Raw genomic sequence first — 16742 nt, forward strand, 5'->3', positions numbered from 1 at the left:
AGTCGGCAGGCCCATGTCGTCCACAGTCACCTCAGCGCACTGCCCACGAGGGAGATCAGGATGTAGACAATGATCATCAGCACGAAGAAGGACAGGTCGAGCGCCACGCCCCCGAGACGCAGCGGCGGGATGAACCGCCGCAGAAGCTTCAGCGGTGGATCGGTGACAGTGTAGGTGGCCTCCAGTACGACCACCATCGCCTTGCCGGGTTGCCACGAGCGGGCGAACTGGAAGACGTAGTCCATGACCAGACGGAAGATGAGCACGATGAGGAACACCATCAGCGCGATGTAGATCACCTGCGCGAACACGCTCATGGTCTGTTTGTCCCTCTCCCCTGTGTCCTGCTTCTGTCCGGTCCTGCGTCTCAGCTCTGGTTGAAGAACCCGCCCTCTGCGATACGGGCCTTGTCCTCCGCCGTGACATCGACGTTAGCAGGAGACAGGAGGAAGACCTTCTGCGTCACCCGCTCGATACTGCCGTGAAGACCAAACACCAAACCGGCCGCAAAGTCGACAAGTCGCTTGGCGTCCGTGTCGTCCATCTCGGTCAGATTCATGATCACCGGCGTGCCTTCGCGGAAGTGTTCCCCGATGGTACGGGCCTCGTTGTAGGTCCGCGGGTGAAGTGTGGTGATCCGGTAAGGCTCTCGTTCCGACACGACCTTGGGCATGATCACCGGTGCGTTCTTCTCCAGGCTGGCGCGTTCTTGTGTGATGGATGCCACGGGCGCGATGCGCGCCGGGCGTGCCGATTCAGCGGGAAGCGAAGCGGACCGGGCGACCGGTTCACGAGGCGGGGGCGGTTGGGCGACTCGCACCTCTTCGTCCCTTTGGAGCTGATGTGCCCCGTGTGCGCTGTGCGACTGGTGCGACGGCTCGTGCCGCCGGTGGTCCCGCTCGGACTCCGGGTCGAGTTCGGGTTCGAAGTCGTCGTCTGGGTCAAATCCGCGGCCGTCGTACCCATCGTCCTCCACGAGGCCGAGGTAGACCGCCATCTTGCGCATCGCGCCGGCCATTCTCCGTGCCCTCCGCTCTGTGGTGGATCCGCTGACGACCGCCAAGTGCCCGCGATCCACAAGGTCCTCAATCCGCCGATCAGCGGCAATGACCATATTTTCTACTGTGGTCCGACTTCCTGGCGACGTTACCCGAGCCTGGAGCGGACTCCGAGCACCGCACTGCCGACGCGCACATGTGTCGCTCCGGCCGCAACAGCCTGTTCGAGATCCGCACTCATCCCCGCGGAGACCATGTTCGCAGCAGGATGGGCCGCGCGCAGGTCGGCCGACAAATCCATCAAGCGCTCGAACGCGGCCTGTTGGCGCCCGGCGTACTCCCCGGTGAGCGGGGCGACGGTCATCAGCCCGTCCAGCCGCAGCCCTTCGGCCCCGGCGACGAGACCGGCCAACTCCGCGACGCCGCCCGGCGCCACGCCGCCGCGCTCCCCCCGGCCCCCTCCCGCCACGGGCTCATCGGCGTCGAGCGCGACCTGGATGAGGCAGCCGAGTTCGCGCCCGGTGCGTACGGCCTCCTTCGAGAGCGTCGTGACCAGTCGGGAACGGTCGACGGACTGCACGAAATCGGCGTAACCAACCACAGAACGCACCTTGTTGGTCTGAAGTTGCCCGACAAAATGCCACTCGAGAGGCAGATCCGCACATTCGGCGGCTTTCGGGGCGGCGTCCTGGTCACGGTTCTCGGCGACATGCCGCACACCGAGCTCCGACAGGATCCGCACATCGCTCGCGGGGAAGGTCTTGGTGACCACGATCAGGGTCACCTCCTCGCGCCCGCGCCCGGCGGCCGCGCACGCGGCGGCGATCCGCTCCTCCACGTCCGCGAGATTCGCGGCGAGTTCGTTCTTACGGTCCGTCATGCCCCATCAGTCCAGCCACACATAGCCCGCGAGCCGCCCGGTGGCGCGGTCCCGCCGGTACGAGAAATGGTCCTCCGACTCCAGCGTGCACACCGACGACCGCTCCCGGTCACCCACCCCGAGCCGTTCGAGCTGGGCGTGCACACCCCCGGCCACATCGACCGCCGGTGTGCCCCAGCTCGTCTCGGCGTACGCCGCCGGCTCGACGGCGGCCACGTCGGCGCGCATCCGCTCCGGCACCTCGTAGCACCGGCCGCAGACGGCGGGGCCGGTGCGGGCGACGGTCCGGGCCGGATCGGCGCCGAGTTCCGTCATCGCCCGTACGGCGGCGGGGACCACGCCCGCGACCAGTCCGGGCCGGCCCGCGTGGGCCGCCGCGACGACACCGGCGACGGGGTCGGCGAGCAGCACCGGGACGCAGTCGGCGGTGAGCACGGCGAGGGCGAGGCCCCGCCGCGCGGTGACCACCGCGTCGGCCCCGGGAACGGGACTTTCGCCCCACGGCTCGTCCACCACGACCACGTCGGCCCCGTGCACCTGGTTCATCCAGACCACCCGGGCCGGTTCCAGGCCGAGGAACTTCGCGGTCAGTTCACGGTTGGTGCGCACGGCACCGGAGTCGTCGCCGACCGCCCCGCCGAGATTGAGCTCCGCATACGGAGCGGCGCTCACTCCGCCCCACCGGTCGGTGAGGGCGAAGTGCGCGCCGCGCACGCTGTCACGCCGTCCTATCACTTGAGGAAGTCCGGTACGTCCAGTTCCTCGGCCGCGCTGTCCGCGTAGGTACGGGACGGCGGGACGGGCGGCTGGGCGGCCGGGACGTCGCTGACCGGCTCGGGGGCCTGCTCCGGCTCCTCCTTGGGCGTGACGCTGCCCAGGGAACCGAAGGACGGGCGGCTCTCGGGCTGCCGCGCGGGGGTGGGCTCCTCGCGCTTGGCCGAGGAGGAGCCGAGGACGTTGTCCCGCTTCGAGGGCGGCTGGCCACCGTCGAAGCCGGCCGCGATCACCGTGACCCGGACCTCGTCGCCGAGGGCGTCGTCGATCACCGCACCGAAGATGATGTTGGCCTCGGGGTGGGCTGCCTCGCTCACCAGCTGGGCGGCCTCGTTGATCTCGAACAGGCCGAGGTCGCTGCCGCCGGAGATGGAGAGCAGGACGCCCCTGGCGCCGTCGATGGAGGCTTCCAGCAGCGGTGAGGAGATCGCCATCTCGGCGGCGGCCACCGCGCGGTCGTCGCCGCGGGCCGAGCCGATGCCCATGAGGGCCGACCCCGCCTCGGACATGACCGACTTGACGTCGGCGAAGTCGAGGTTGATCAGACCGGGCGTGGTGATGAGGTCGGTGATGCCCTGGACACCGGAGAGCAGGACCTGGTCCGCCGACTTGAAGGCGTCCAGGACCGAGACCTGGCGGTCCGAGATGGACAGCAGCCGGTCGTTGGGGATGACGATGAGGGTGTCGACCTCTTCGCGGAGCTCGGCGATGCCGTCCTCCGCCTGGTTGGCGCGGCGCCGCCCCTCGAAGGTGAACGGGCGGGTGACCACGCCGATGGTGAGAGCGCCGAGCGAGCGGGCGATGTTGGCCACCACGGGGGCGCCGCCGGTGCCGGTGCCACCGCCCTCACCGGCCGTCACGAAGACCATGTCGGCCCCCTTGAGGACCTCCTCGATCTCCTCGCGGTGGTCCTCGGCCGCCTTGCGGCCGACGGCCGGGTTGGCTCCGGCGCCGAGTCCGCGGGTGAGTTCACGGCCGACGTCGAGCTTGACGTCGGCGTCGCTCATCAACAGGGCTTGCGCGTCGGTGTTGATGGCGATGAACTCGACGCCCTTGAGACCGACCTCGATCATCCGGTTGATGGCGTTGACACCACCGCCGCCGACACCGATGACTTTGATGACTGCGAGGTAGTTCTGCGGTGCTGCCACGTCGAAGGCCTCTCGCCTCGAGTTACGTGTCGCCGCCTCACGGCCGTGCCGCGGTCCGACGACTGATGCCGATGGGGACGGTCCGTATCGCCGACCCGAACCCTAACGTTGAAGTTTAGGGTTACCAGTGTGTCTGTTCCCTGGAGTCTTCTGAACAGGACACTAAGTCGACAAGTGGCGCACGTTCAACGAACACGCCGAACCTCCCGTTTTTCTTTTCACCCTATGTGATCAGCCATGGCGCCACCCAACCAGGGGGCCGACCTGCACTGATGTACGTCAACTCCCTGATGAGGCGGGGGCGGTGGGAACACTCACATCGAAGTGCCGTGCGTCGGGCTCCGCTTTCAGCAGAGCGGTGAGCGCACGGCCCTTCGCGGCACCATTCTCGCCGCTCCCCCAGTCGACCGTCCTGCCACCCGTCAGTTCCAGCGAGATGTCGTCGTAGGAACGGACCTCGACGCTCCGCGCGGTACGGGCGACGGCGTCCGGCACCTCACCCGCGACCCGTACCGCCTCGCGCACCAGGCGGCTCTCGCCGAAGCGGCGCAGACTCGCGGCCGTGGTGCCGCTCCGGCGCACGTCCAGTTCCAGCCGGGGAACGCCTTCGGGTGCCTTGGAAACCGTGGCGTACCGGACACCTTCGTCGTCGATCTCGGTGAACTCGCCACCCTTTTCGACCAGAAGAACCGGTACCCGCTCGGTGATTTTCAGTCCGATCCCGTGCGGCCAGGAACGGACCACGTCGACCGTGCCGATCCTGGGCAGTTCCTCGCGGAGCCGCGAGGCGATCGCCTCCGTGTCCACCGCGGCCAGCGGGTCTCCGACGGGGACACCGGCGACCTCGCGCACCTCCCCGGGGCTCAGGACCCGGGTGCCGGACACGGACACCCGCTCCACCCGGGCCAGATCGGACCCGTACAGCAGCCAGAACGTGCCGCTGCCGAGGAATACCAGGGCGACCGACAGGATGACGACCAGGCGGAGATACCGCCGCCCCCAGCGCCGCCGCACGGGCGGCGGGCCGGACGACTTCCGCTGACGTTCACCGCGTTCGGCGGTCGTCGATCCGGCCACGAATCCTGCCTTCCGTCATACGCCCCTACCGGCCTGCCCGGCGGACCGCGCCCCGCTACCGCTGTCCGCGGGCGGCGATCGCCTCGTACACCATGCCGACGAGGAGGTCGTCGGCGTCCCGGCGGCCGAACTCGGCGGCGGCGCGGGACATCTCGTACAGCCGGTGCGGGTCGGCCAGTACGGGCAGCACGTTCCGCTGCACCCACTCCGGCGTCAGCTCCGCGTCGTCGACCAGGAGCCCGCCGCCGGCCTTGACCACCGGCTGGGCGTTCAGCCGCTGTTCACCGTTGCCGATGGGCAGCGGGACGTAGGCGGCCGGGAGCCCGACGGCGGAGAGTTCGGCGACGGTCATCGCGCCCGCGCGGCAGAGCATCATGTCGGCCGCGGCGTACGCGAGGTCCATCCGGTCCACGTAACCTACCGGGATGTAGGGGGGCATTCCCGGCATCTGCTGCACCTGTGGCAGTTCGTTCTTCGGGCCGACCGCGTGCAGGATCTGGATGCCCGACTGCTGCAGCCGCGGCGCGACCTGCTGGACGACCTCGTTCAGCCGACGGGCGCCCTGCGAGCCGCCGGAGACCAGCAGCGTGGGCAGGTTGGGGTCGAGCCCGAACGCGGCGCGGGCCTCGGGCCGTACGGCGGCCCGGTCCAGGGTGGCGACGGATCGGCGCAGCGGGATCCCGATGTAGCGGGCGTCGCGCAGCTTGCTGTCCGGGGTGGAGACCGCGACCCGGGCCGCGTACCGGGAACCGATCTTGTTGGCCAGGCCGGGGCGGGCGTTGGCCTCGTGGATGACGATCGGCACACCGAGCCGCTTGGCGGCGAGGTAGCCGGGCAGGGCGACATAGCCGCCGAAGCCGACCACGGCGTCCGCCTTGGTGCGCTCCAGGATCTGCTCGGTCGCCTTGATGGTGCCGCGCAGCCGGCCCGGAACGGTGATCAGCTCGGGGGTGGGCCTGCGTGGCAGCGGCACGGCGGGGATCAGCGCCAGTTCGTACCCGCGCTCGGGTACCAGACGTGTCTCGAGACCCCGTTCCGTGCCCAGGGCCGTGATGCCCACGGACGGATCCTGCCTGCGCAGGGCATCCGCGAGGGCGAGCGCGGGCTCGATGTGGCCCGCGGTTCCTCCGCCGGCGAGTACGACATGCACCGAAATTCACCGCTCTCCGGACGAGCGTGCCGCCGTGGCGCGCCGTCGCATCGTGTTCCATCTGCGGGATCGTTGGGGACCCCCGTCCCGCTTTCTACCAAAGCGGGGTTGCCGCATCGCAAGCGCCGCCCGCGCAGCGGGATCGTCACGCGCGAAGGCGATCAGCAGCCCGATGGCGAACATGGTCGGCAACAGGGCGGATCCCCCGTAGGAGAACAGCGGGAGGGGGACACCTGCGATCGGAAGCAGCCCGAGGACCGCACCCATGTTGATCACGGCCTGGGCCATGATCCAGGTGGTCACGCCTCCCGCGGCATACCTTACGAAGGGGTCCTCCGTGCGTCCGGCCACGCGGATACCCGCATAGCCTAGAGCCGCGAACAGGGCGAGTACCGACAGCGTCCCCGCCAGGCCCAGTTCCTCACCGGTGATGGCGAAGATGAAGTCGGTGTGGGCTTCCGGAAGTTGGCCCCATTTCTCCACACTCGCACCGAGCCCCGAGCCGAAGATCCCGCCGGAGGCGAGGGCGTAGATCCCGTGCACGGCCTGCCAGCAGTCGACGGGGCCGGCCTGGGGTTCGGTGGCGCCCAGACAGGCGAGCCGGGCCATGCGGTTCGGGCTGGTCCTGATGAGGAGCGCGCCGATCAGCGCGGCGACGGACAGCACACCGGCGAACAGCCGGGTGGGCGCCCCGGCCAGCCAGAGCAGGCCGAAGAGGATCGCGGTGAGGATGATCGCCGTGCCCATGTCGCCGCCGAGCATGATCAGCCCGAGCAGCATGAAGGTGGCCGGCACGAGCGGTACCAGCATGTGCTTCCACTGGGACAGCAGCCGCTTCTCCTGTTTGCGGGCGAGCAGATCGGCCCCCCACAACACCAGGGCGAGCTTGCCGAACTCGCTGGGCTGGAGCTGGAAGGAACCGCCGAGGGAGATCCAGTTCTGGTTGCCGTTGACCGCCATCCCTATCCCCGGCACCTGCACCAGGACCATCAGGAAGACGGCGCCCGCGAGGATGGGGTAGGCCAGCGCCCGGTGCAGCCTCACCGGCATCCGGGAGGCCGCGAGCAGCAGCACGACCCCGATGCCGGCGGCCAGGAGCTGTTTGCGGAAGAAGTACGAGCCCGGCAGCGACATCTGCAGCGCGGTGATCTGGGAGGCCGAGTAGACCATCACCAGGCCGAGCACGGTGATCAGCGCGCTGCCGCCGAGGATCAGGTAGTAGGCGGTCAGCGGCCGGTCCCAGGCCTTGTACGCCCGCGTGTGGAGGGCGCGGAGGGGGTTCTCGCGGGCGGGCCGGGGCACGGCGGGGCGGCGGGGCGCCCGCTGCACGGGAGGCCGTCCGGTGCGGCTAGTGGGCATGACGGCCTCCGCTGTGCGCCCCATGGTGCCTCGAGCACCTCGAGTGCCTCGACGGTCCCACGCGTCCCTCCCAAGGTCGCCCGGCGCAGGCGGCCGGGTCAGGCACCGAGTTCGCGCACCGCCTGTGCGAACGCCTCACCGCGCCTGTTGTAGTTGGCGAACATGTCCATCGAGGCGCAGGCCGGGGCCAGCAGCACCGTGTCGCCGGGCCGGGCGAGCCGCTTCGCCTCCTGGACAGCCTGGAGCATCGCCCCAGTGTCGGTCCGGGCGAGGTCCACCACGGGTACTTCCGGTGCGTGTCGCGCCAGGGCTTCGCGGATCAGCGCGCGGTCCGCGCCGATCAGGACGACGCCGCGCAGGCGCTTCGCCGAACCGGCGACCAGTTCGTCGAAGACGGCGCCCTTGGCCAGTCCGCCGGCGATCCACACGATCGACTCGTAGGCCGCCAACGAGGCCTGCGCGGCATGGGTGTTGGTCGCCTTGGAGTCGTCGACCCAGGCGACCTCGTCCACGTCGGCGACGTGCGCGATGCGGTGGGCGTCCGGGGTGAAGGCGCGCAGCCCGTCCCGTACGGCCGCGGCCGGCACCCCGTAGGCGCGCGCGAGGGCGGCGGCGGCAAGGGCGTTGGCGATGTTGTGCGGGGCGGGCGGGTCGACGTCGGCGACCCCGGCGAGCTCCTGGGCGCTGCCCTGGCGGTCCTCGACGAAGGCGCGGTCGACCAGGATGCCTTCGACGACCCCGAGTTGGGAGGGGCCGGGGGTGCCGAGGGTGAAACCGACGGCACGGCAGCCCTCCTCGACGTCGGCCTCGCGGACCAGGTCCTCGGTGGACGGCTTGTCGGTGGCGTCGGCGTTGTAGACGCAGGCGATCCGGTTGCCCTCGTAGACGCGGCCCTTGTCGGCGGCGTACGCCTCCATGGAGCCGTGCCAGTCGAGGTGGTCGGGGGCGAGGTTGAGCACCGCCGCCGAGTGCGCGCGCACGGAGGAGGACCAGTGGAGCTGGTAGCTGGACAGTTCCACGGCGAGCACGTCGTAGGGCTCGTCGCCGAGCACCGCGTCGAGGAGCGAGACGCCGATGTTGCCGACGGCCGCGGTGCGCAGACCGGCCGCCTCGAGGATGGAGGCGAGCATCCGGACGGTGGTGGTCTTGCCGTTGGTGCCGGTGACCGCGAGCCAGGGCGGGGCGTCGGGACCACGCAGCCGCCAGGCCAGTTCGACGTCGCCCCAGACGGGGACGCCGGCCTGTTCGGCGGCGGCGAACAGCGGCTTGCCGGGCTTCCAGCCGGGTGCGGTGACGACGAGTTCGGTGCCCTCGGGAAGGGTGCTCGCGGCCTGTTCGCCCAGACGGACGGTGATGCCGAGCTCTTCCAGTCCGGCCGCCTGGGTCCGGGCGCGGTCGTCGTCGCCGTCGTTGACGACCGTGACGTGCGCGCCGAGGCCGTGCAGCGCCCTGGCCGCCGGGACGCCGGAGACGCCGAGCCCGGCGACGGTGATGTGCCTGCCCCGGAACCGGTAGGGCTCCGGGGGCTGCGATGTCTCTGGTGCGGTCACTTGTCCGCTGCCCATCCCGCGTAGAAGAGGCCGAGTCCGACGATCACACAGATGCCCTGGATGATCCAGAAGCGGACCACGACAAGGACTTCGGACCACCCCTTGAGTTCGAAGTGGTGCTGGAGCGGTGCCATGCGGAAGACGCGTTTCCCGGTGAGCCGGAAGGAGCCGACCTGGATGACCACCGACATGGTGATGAGGACGAACAGGCCGCCCAGGATGGCGAGCAGCAGCTCGGTGCGGGAGCAGATCGCGAGGCCGGCGAGGACACCGCCGAGCGCGAGCGAACCGGTGTCTCCCATGAAGATCTTGGCCGGCGAGGTGTTCCACCACAGGAAGCCCAGGCAGGAGCCCATCAGCGCGGAGGCGACCACCGCCAGGTCGAGGGGGTCTCTCACCTCGTAACAGGCACCCGGGTTGGTCAGGGTCAGCGCGTTGGCGCAGGACTCCTGGAACTGCCAGACACCGATGAACGTGTAGGCGCCGAAGACCAGGACGGAGGCGCCGGTGGCCAGGCCGTCCAGACCGTCCGTCAGGTTCACGCCGTTCGACATCGCGAGGATCATGAACAGCGCCCAGACGACGAACAGCACCGGGCCGATGGTCCAGCCGAAGTCGGTGATGAACGACAGCTTGGTGGACGCCGGGGTGTTGCCGCGGTTGTCCGCGAACTGCAGGGCGAGCACGGCGAAGGCGATACCGACGATCAGCTGGCCGGTCATCTTCGCCTTGGCCCGCAGACCCAGCGAACGCCGCTTGACGATCTTGATGTAGTCGTCCAGGAAGCCGACGATGCCCATGCCCACCATCAGGCCGAGCACCAGCAGACCCGAGAAGGTCGGCGCGGCGTCGACCTCGGGGTCCAGGTAGCCGGTGATCATCTTGGCGAGGAAGTACGCGGCGACCGTCGCCAGGATGAAGGCGATACCGCCCATCGTCGGCGTACCGCGCTTGCTGGCGTGCTCGCGCGGGCCGTCGTCCCGGATGTACTGCCCGTACCCCTTGCGTGCGAGCAGCTTGATCAGCAGCGGGGTGCCGACCAGCGTCAGGAAGAGGCCAATGACTCCTGCGAACAGGATCTGCTTCATCATCGGGCGACGACCTCACCCTCGGCAGCGGTCGCGAGCAGCGCCTGCGCCACGCTCTCGAGACCGACCGAACGGGACGCCTTCACGAGAACGACGTCTCCCTGGCGCAATTCGCTGCGCAACAGGTCGACAGCCGCCTGTGCGTCGGACACGTGCACCGACTCCTCACCCCACGAACCCTCGTTATATGCGCCCAGTTGCAGCCAGGCGGCTTCCCTGCCCCCGACCGCGACGAGCTTGCTGACGTTGAGTCGGACGGCGAGCCGTCCGACCGCGTCGTGCTCGGCGAGCGCCTCGTCCCCGAGCTCGGCCATCTTGCCGAGCACCGCCCACGTACGGCGCCCCTTGCCCATGGCCGCGAGCGCGCGCAGGGCGGCTCGCATGGACTCGGGGTTCGCGTTGTAGGCGTCGTTGACGACCGTCACGCCGTCCGGGCGCTCGGTGACCTCCATCCGCCAGCGGGAGAGGGAGCCCGCTTCGGAGAGCGCGAGTGCGATCTCGTCTGCGGACATGCCCAACTCGTGGGCGACGGCGGCCGCGGCGAGCGCGTTCGACACGTGGTGCTCACCGTACAGGCGCATGGTCACATCGCTTGCACCGGAGGGTGTGTGAAGCCTGAACGAGGGCTGTCCGCTGTCCATGAGTCGCACGTTCTCGGCCCGAACGTCCGCTTCGTCACTCTCCCCGAAGAGGAGCACCCTCGCCTTCGTGCGGGACGCCATGGCCCGTACGAGCGGGTCGTCCGCGTTGAGGACCGCGGTGCCGTCCTCGGGGAGCGCCTCGACGAGTTCGCCCTTGGCCTGGGCGATCTGCTCCCGGCCGCCGAACTCGCCGATGTGCGCGGTGCCCACGTTGAGCACCAGGCCGATCTTCGGCGGGGTGAGGCCGGCGAGGTAGCGGATGTGGCCGATCCCGCGGGCGCCCATCTCCAGCACGAGGAAACGGGTTTCCCGGGTGGCGGTGAGCGCGGTCAGCGGCAGCCCGATCTCGTTGTTGAGGGAGCCGGGGGTGAAGACGGTCGGCGCCCTGCGCCGCAGCACCTGCGCGATGAGGTCCTTGGTGCTGGTCTTGCCGGCCGAGCCGGTCAGCGCGACGAGGGTGGCGCCCAGACGCCGTACGACGTGCCGGGAGAGGGCGCCCAGCGCGCTCTGGACGTCCTCCACGACGATCGCGGGCACCCCCACGGGCCGGGAGGCGAGCACGGCGGCCGCACCGGCCTCGATGACCGCGGCCGCGTAGTCGTGGCCGTCCACGCGCTCACCGGCGAAGGCGACGAACAGACTGCCCGGCACCACCTCCCGTGAGTCCCGGACGACCGGCCCGGTGACCGGGACGGACGGATCCGGTATGTCGTACGTCTGTCCGCCGACGACTTCTGCGATCTCGGCGAGGGAGAGGGCGATCACAAGTTCATCCCTGGGTCTGCTGGATAGCTTCGCGAAGCACCTGGCGGTCGTCGAAGGGACGCACCACCCCGGCGATGTCCTGTCCCTGCTCGTGGCCCTTGCCCGCGACCAGCACGGCGTCGCCGGGCTGCGCGCGGGCGACGGCGGCGGCGATCGCCGCGGCCCGGTCCTCGAAGACCTGTACCTCGCCGCGCTCGTGGGCGGGCACGGAGGCCGCGCCCCGGAGCATGGTGGCGAGGATCGCGAGGGGGTCCTCGGAGCGGGGGTTGTCGGAGGTCAGTACGGCGGTGTCGGCGAGCCGGGCCGCCGCGGCGCCCATCGCCGGGCGCTTGGTGACGTCCCGGTCGCCGCCGCAGCCGAGCACCACGTGGACCTTGCCCTCGGTGACCCTGCGCAGGGCGCGCAGCACCGACTCGACGGCGTCGGTCTTGTGGGCGTAGTCGACCACCGCGAGGTACGGCTGGCCGGCGTCCACGCGCTCCAGGCGGCCGGGCACGCCGGGGACGGCGGCGACACCGTCGGCGGCGGCCTGCGGGTCCAGTCCGGCGGCGGCGAGGGCGACGACCGCGGCGAGGGTGTTGGCCACGTTGAAGGGACCCGGCAACGGCGACCGGGCGGCGATCCGCTCGCCCTTGGGGCCGATCACGGTGAACGTGGAGTCGACGGGGCCGACCTCGACGTCCTCGGCGCGCCAGTCGGCGTCGGGGTGTCCTTCGGCGGAGTAGGTGATGACGGGGACGCCGGCCTCCTTGGTGAGGCGGCGGCCGTACTCGTCGTCGGCGTTGACCACGGCGAGCCGGCTGCGCAGCGGCGTGAACAGCTGCGCCTTGGCCCCGAAGTAGTCCTCCATGTCGGAGTGGAACTCCATGTGCTCCGGGCTCAGGTTGGTGAAGACGGCGATGTCGAAGACACAGCCGTCCACCCGGCCCAGGACGAGGGCGTGGCTGGAGACCTCCATGGCGACCGCGTCGGTGCCGCGTTCACGCATGACCGCGAACAGGGCCTGGAGGTCGGTGGCCTCCGGCGTGGTGCGTTCGGACTTGATGCGCTCGTCGCCGATGCGCATCTCGACGGTGCCGATCAGCCCCGTACTGCGGACGGTCTTCAGGCCGCCCTCGACGAGGTAGGCGGTGGTGGTCTTGCCGGAGGTGCCGGTGATGCCGATCTGGAGCAGGTCACGGCCCGGGTGACCGTAGATCGTGGCGGCCAGTTCGCCCATGCCCGCGCGGGGGTCGTCGACCACCAGGGCGGGGAGCCCGGCCGCGGCGACGCGTTCGGCGCCGCTCGGGTCGGTGAGCACGGCGACCGCGCCGAGGCCCGCGGCCTGCTTGGCGAATTCGGCGCCGTGCACGCGGGCGCCGGGGAGGGCGGCGTACAGGTCGCCGGGGCGCACCGCGCGCGAGTCATGGGTGATGCCCGTGACGTCGGCGGTCCGCTGCGGCACGGTGGCACCCAGTTGACCGGCGAGTTCCGCGAGGGGTGTGGCGGTGACCCGCGCCGGCCGGGGCGGCCCGGGAAATGTCACGGGTTGGCCCTTCTGAGTGGTTTGGGACTGATCAGCGTGTGGCACGGCGGTGAGCGTACCGGGCTCACCCGCCGCGGGGCGAAAGTGGGGGCCGCGCGCGGTGCCGCCCGGCGGGACCGACGGGGAGGAATGCGGGGCGGCGGGTTCCGGTGCGGGGCGGGGGGTGTCCCGGTTCCCGGGATCGGAGGAGGTCGTTGTCACGGGCTGTTCCTGGGTGGTTCCGTGCCGGCCGGACGCGAGGGGTTCGCGGCCGGTCAGCGTGTGAAGGTGACCGGGAGGTCGGCGGGTTCGGCGCCGGTCGGCGGCACCTGGAGGGTCTTGAGGGCGAACTCCATGACCTGCTTGTAGACGGGTCCGCAGATCTGGCCGCCGAAGTAACTGCCCTCGGTGGCGTTCTGGATGACGCAGGAGACGGTGACGCGGGGCTGGTCGGCGGGCGCGAATCCGGCGAAGGAGGAGGTGTAGCCGTGGTACTTGCCGGTGGCCGGATCCACGCGGTTGGCCGTACCCGTCTTCCCCGCCACCCGGTAGCCCGGGATGCGCGCCTTGGTGCCGGTGCCCTCCTCGTCGTCGACCACCGACTCCAGCATCCGGGCGAGCGTCTTCGCCGTCTTCTGGCTGACGACCCGTGTCTTCTCGGGCTTCGGGGCGGGGGTGAAGCTCCCGTCGGGCCCCTTGGTGCCGCGCACCAGTGAGGGTTCGACGCGTACGCCGCCGTTGGCGATGGTGGAATAGACGGACGCGGCCTGCATGGCGTTGACGGACACTCCCTGGCCGAAGGGAATCGTGTACTGCTGGGAGGTCGACCAGGCGTCGGGCGGGGCGAGGATGCCCTTGGTCTCGCCGGGGAAGCCGAGTCCGGTGTGGCTGCCGAGCCCGAACGCACGCAGGTAGTCGTAGAGCACCTCGTTGGCGGCGGCCTGGGTCTTGCCGAGCTGGCCGGTGGCCAGGATGGTGCCGATGTTGCTGGACTTGGCGAGCACCCCGTTGAGGGTGAGGTACCAGGTCGGGTGGTCTACGTCGTCCTTGAACAGACGGTCGCCGCGGTGCAGCCGGTTGGGTACGACGACGTGCGTCTGCGGGGTGGCCGCCCCCTCCTCCAGTACGGCCGCCATGGACAGGACCTTGGCGGTGGATCCGGGCTCGAAGGCGTCCTGGAGGGCTGCGTTGCCGAGGGCCGCCGGATCGGCCTCGGAGAGGTTGCCCGGGTCGAACCCGGGAGCGTTGGCCATGGCGAGGACCTCGCCGGTGCGGGTGTCCTGGACGATGACGTAGCCGCGGTCGGCCTTCGACTTCTCCACCTGCTCGCCGATGGCGTTCTGCGCGGCCCACTGGAGGTCGCGGTCGATGGTGAGCTCGACGTCGCTGCCGGGGACGGCCGGCGTCTCGGTGGAGCCCGCGGTCGGCACCAGACGGCCGCCGGACTGGGCGTAGCGGATCTTGCCGTCCTCGCCGGCGAGCCGCTTGTCCAGCTGGAGTTCGATGCCGCCGCCGCCCTTGCCTTCGGCGTTGACCCAGCCCAGTATCCCGGCGGCGAGTTCGTTGTTGGGGTACACCCGCTTGCTGGTGGGCACGGACAGGACACCGGCGAGGACGTTGACGGAGGACGTGTCGGTCTCCGCCTTCTTGGCCAGCGCGGACTTCAGGTCCTTGATCTGCTGCCACACCTGGGGGGTCTGGCGGCTCGCGAGCTTGACGTAGCGCAGGGCCTTGTTCTCGGGCCGCAGCTTGTCGACCAGCTGGTCCTGGTCCTGGCCGAGGATCGGGGCGAGGAGGGCGGCGGCCTGTTCGGGGCCGTCGGAGATCTCCAGCTGGTCCGGGGCGAACAGCGTGGGGTCGGCGGTGATGTCGTAGGCGTCCTCGCTGGTCGCGAGGGCGATGCCGTTGCGGTCGGTGATCTCGCCGCGCTCGGCGTCCAGCACCTGGCCGACGTAGCGGTTCTGTCCGGCCTTGGCCGCGTAGGTGTCGGCCTCGACGGCCTGCACCTGGAGCAGACGGACCACGAAGGCGCTCAGGACCAGTGCCAGCGCCAGGCCGACCAGGCGCAGCCGGGGACGGGGGCTGCCCAGCCTGATGACCTTCGGGGGCGCCGGGCGGGACGGCCGGGGGCGCGGGGCCGGGCGGGGGGCGCGGGCCTGCCGGGTGCCGGGGCCGGGGCGCTGTCCGGCGCCCGGGCGGGCGGGCCGGGCGGGGCCGGGCACGCGGCGGCGGGGCGGTTCCCTGTCGGACACTTCCGTCACCTGCCGGTAGTCGATGCGGGGGTGGACGTGGGGTGGGCCGCCGTGTCCGGGAGCGGGGCCGTCGCGGTGGCCAGCGCCTCGGGGGCGAGCACGAGGGGGGCGCGGGAGGCGGCGGCGGGGCTGGGGACGCCCTTGACCTCGCCGTCGGGATCCAGGAAGGCGGGGTCGCCGCCGGGCACCATGCCCAGCTCACGGGCCCGGCGCTGGAGGGCGTCGGGGGCGGAGTAGGCGTCGATGTCCCGCTGGAGGGCCTGCTCCTCGTCGGTGAGGCTCTTCGTCTCCCGCTCGAGGTCGTCGAGCCGGAACGCGCCCTCGCTGAGCGCCGAGTTCAGCACCAGGAGTCCGATCAGGCCGCCGCCCAGGAGAAGGACGACCAGCAGGACGAAGGGGGTACGGGCCGCCTGGGCCCGTCCCGTGGGGAGGAGCCGCGCGAGACGGGCCGCCCTCCCCCTGAGTTCGGGTTTCCTGCTCACTCACGCCCCCCTGGGTCCGCCCGAAGCCTGCCTTCCGTACCCGCGTGCCCGGCACGTCATTCGAGGTGCTCCCTGATGCGCTCGGCGCCCCGCAGCCGCGCGGGCGCCGCCCGCCGGTTCTCGGCGATCTCCTCCTCGGTGGGAAGTTCGGCACCGCGCGTGAGCAGCTTGAGCCGGGGCTGGTAGCGCTCGGGGACCACCGGCAGCCCGGGGGGCGCGGTGGTGGCGGCGCCCGCCGCGAGCACCTGCTTGACCAGCCGGTCCTCCAGGGAGTGGTACGACAGCACGGCGATCCGTCCGCCGACGTCGAGCGCCTTGACCGCGGCCGGGATCGCCCGCTCCAGCACGGAGAGTTCGCCGTTGACCTCGATGCGCAGGGCCTGGAAGGTGCGCTTGGCCGGGTTGCCGCCGGTGCGCTTGGCTGCCTGCGGCAGCGCGTCGCGGATCAGCTCGACCAGGCGTGCGCTGGTGGTGAACGGCGCCTTCTCCCGCTCGCGCACCACCGCGGCCACGATCCGCTTGGCCTGCTTCTCCTCGCCGTAGGCGCGCAGGATGCGGACGAGGTCGCCGGGCGGGTAGGTGTTGAGGACCTCGGCTGCGCTGATGCCGGCCGACTGGTCCATGCGCATGTCCAACGGGGCGTCCTGGGCGTAGGCGAAGCCGCGGTCGGCCTCGTCGAGCTGCATGGAGGACACGCCCAGGTCGAACAGGACGCCCTGCGCGCCCGGGACACCCAGGCGGGCGAGCACGTCGGGGAGTTCGTCGTAGACGGCGTGGACCAGGGTGGCACGCTCACCGAAGGGGGCGAGCCGCTCACCGGACAGGCGCAGCGCCTCCCTGTCCCGGTCCAGGGCGATCAGCCGGGCCTCGGGGAATCGCGTCAGCAGGGCCTCGCTGTGGCCGCCGAGGCCGAGGGTGCAGTCGACGACCACGGCTCCCGGCTGCTCCAGGGCGGGCGCCAGCAGGTCCAGGCACCGCCGGAGCATCACCGGGACGTGCCGGGTCTGCCCGCCCGTGTTCGCATGCGCTTCGCGCCCCATGGGTTCTGGGCCCTCTTCTCACGGTCCGGCG

15 protein-coding genes are annotated in these 16742 nt (G+C 70.9%); all 15 read right to left on the reverse strand.

What is annotated here, in order from left to right:
* Window positions 1-26: 26 nt before the first annotated feature.
* Window positions 27-317: a YggT family protein gene (locus ACWZEH_RS07985; RefSeq protein ID WP_109383520.1), complete on the reverse strand. Its 291-nt coding sequence runs from the start codon at window positions 315-317 to the stop codon at window positions 27-29.
* A gap of 50 nt (window positions 318-367) precedes the next feature.
* Window positions 368-1018 (reverse strand): cell division protein SepF, encoded by a 651-nt coding sequence (locus ACWZEH_RS07990; RefSeq protein ID WP_384020502.1) that lies wholly within the window; start codon window positions 1016-1018, stop codon window positions 368-370.
* 128 nt (window positions 1019-1146) lie between these two features.
* On the reverse strand, window positions 1147-1878 hold the full coding sequence (locus ACWZEH_RS07995) for a YggS family pyridoxal phosphate-dependent enzyme (protein ID WP_456196912.1): 732 nt from the start codon (window positions 1876-1878) through the stop codon (window positions 1147-1149).
* Between the two features lie 6 nt (window positions 1879-1884).
* A complete protein-coding gene (gene pgeF, locus ACWZEH_RS08000; RefSeq protein WP_456196914.1) occupies window positions 1885-2613 on the reverse strand; it encodes a peptidoglycan editing factor PgeF in 729 nt (242 codons plus the stop codon).
* Complete coding sequence (gene ftsZ / locus ACWZEH_RS08005; RefSeq protein WP_456196916.1) at window positions 2610-3803, reverse strand: cell division protein FtsZ; 1194 nt, start codon at window positions 3801-3803, stop codon at window positions 2610-2612. Before ftsZ ends, pgeF begins: the two co-directional genes overlap by 4 nt.
* Window positions 3804-4082: 279 nt before the next feature.
* The gene (locus tag ACWZEH_RS08010) at window positions 4083-4880 is read right to left on the reverse strand and encodes a cell division protein FtsQ/DivIB (RefSeq protein WP_456196918.1); all 798 of its coding nucleotides are present in this window, start codon (window positions 4878-4880) and stop codon (window positions 4083-4085) included.
* A 55-nt stretch (window positions 4881-4935) separates the two neighbouring features.
* Window positions 4936-6030 (reverse strand): undecaprenyldiphospho-muramoylpentapeptide beta-N-acetylglucosaminyltransferase, encoded by a 1095-nt coding sequence (murG, locus tag ACWZEH_RS08015; RefSeq protein WP_456196920.1) that lies wholly within the window; start codon window positions 6028-6030, stop codon window positions 4936-4938.
* Between the two features lie 6 nt (window positions 6031-6036).
* A complete protein-coding gene (ftsW, locus tag ACWZEH_RS08020; RefSeq protein ID WP_456196922.1) occupies window positions 6037-7389 on the reverse strand; it encodes a putative lipid II flippase FtsW in 1353 nt (450 codons plus the stop codon).
* A 98-nt stretch (window positions 7390-7487) separates the two neighbouring features.
* Window positions 7488-8954 (reverse strand): UDP-N-acetylmuramoyl-L-alanine--D-glutamate ligase, encoded by a 1467-nt coding sequence (gene murD / locus ACWZEH_RS08025; RefSeq protein WP_456196924.1) that lies wholly within the window; start codon window positions 8952-8954, stop codon window positions 7488-7490.
* The gene (gene mraY, locus ACWZEH_RS08030; RefSeq protein ID WP_456199495.1) at window positions 8936-10027 is read right to left on the reverse strand and encodes a phospho-N-acetylmuramoyl-pentapeptide-transferase; all 1092 of its coding nucleotides are present in this window, start codon (window positions 10025-10027) and stop codon (window positions 8936-8938) included. The genes murD and mraY overlap by 19 nt, the downstream gene beginning before the upstream one ends.
* On the reverse strand, window positions 10027-11433 hold the full coding sequence (locus ACWZEH_RS08035; RefSeq protein ID WP_456196926.1) for a UDP-N-acetylmuramoyl-tripeptide--D-alanyl-D-alanine ligase: 1407 nt from the start codon (window positions 11431-11433) through the stop codon (window positions 10027-10029). The genes mraY and ACWZEH_RS08035 overlap by 1 nt, the downstream gene beginning before the upstream one ends.
* Before the next feature lie 4 nt (window positions 11434-11437).
* Window positions 11438-12958, reverse strand: a complete 1521-nt coding sequence (locus tag ACWZEH_RS08040) for a UDP-N-acetylmuramoyl-L-alanyl-D-glutamate--2,6-diaminopimelate ligase (protein WP_456196927.1) — start codon at window positions 12956-12958, stop codon at window positions 11438-11440.
* A 254-nt stretch (window positions 12959-13212) separates the two neighbouring features.
* Window positions 13213-15189, reverse strand: coding sequence for a peptidoglycan D,D-transpeptidase FtsI family protein (locus tag ACWZEH_RS08045; protein ID WP_456196929.1), 1977 nt, complete (start codon window positions 15187-15189; stop codon window positions 13213-13215).
* A 5-nt stretch (window positions 15190-15194) separates the two neighbouring features.
* Window positions 15195-15671, reverse strand: a complete 477-nt coding sequence (ftsL, locus tag ACWZEH_RS08050) for a cell division protein FtsL (protein ID WP_456196930.1) — start codon at window positions 15669-15671, stop codon at window positions 15195-15197.
* A gap of 56 nt (window positions 15672-15727) precedes the next feature.
* Window positions 15728-16711 carry a 16S rRNA (cytosine(1402)-N(4))-methyltransferase RsmH gene (gene rsmH / locus ACWZEH_RS08055; protein WP_456196931.1) on the reverse strand — a complete coding sequence of 328 codons (984 nt, stop codon included), beginning with the start codon at window positions 16709-16711 and terminating at the stop codon, window positions 15728-15730.
* Between the last annotated feature and the right edge of the window lie 31 nt (window positions 16712-16742).

The sequence above is a fragment of the Streptomyces yamdrokensis genome, from assembly GCF_053890455.1.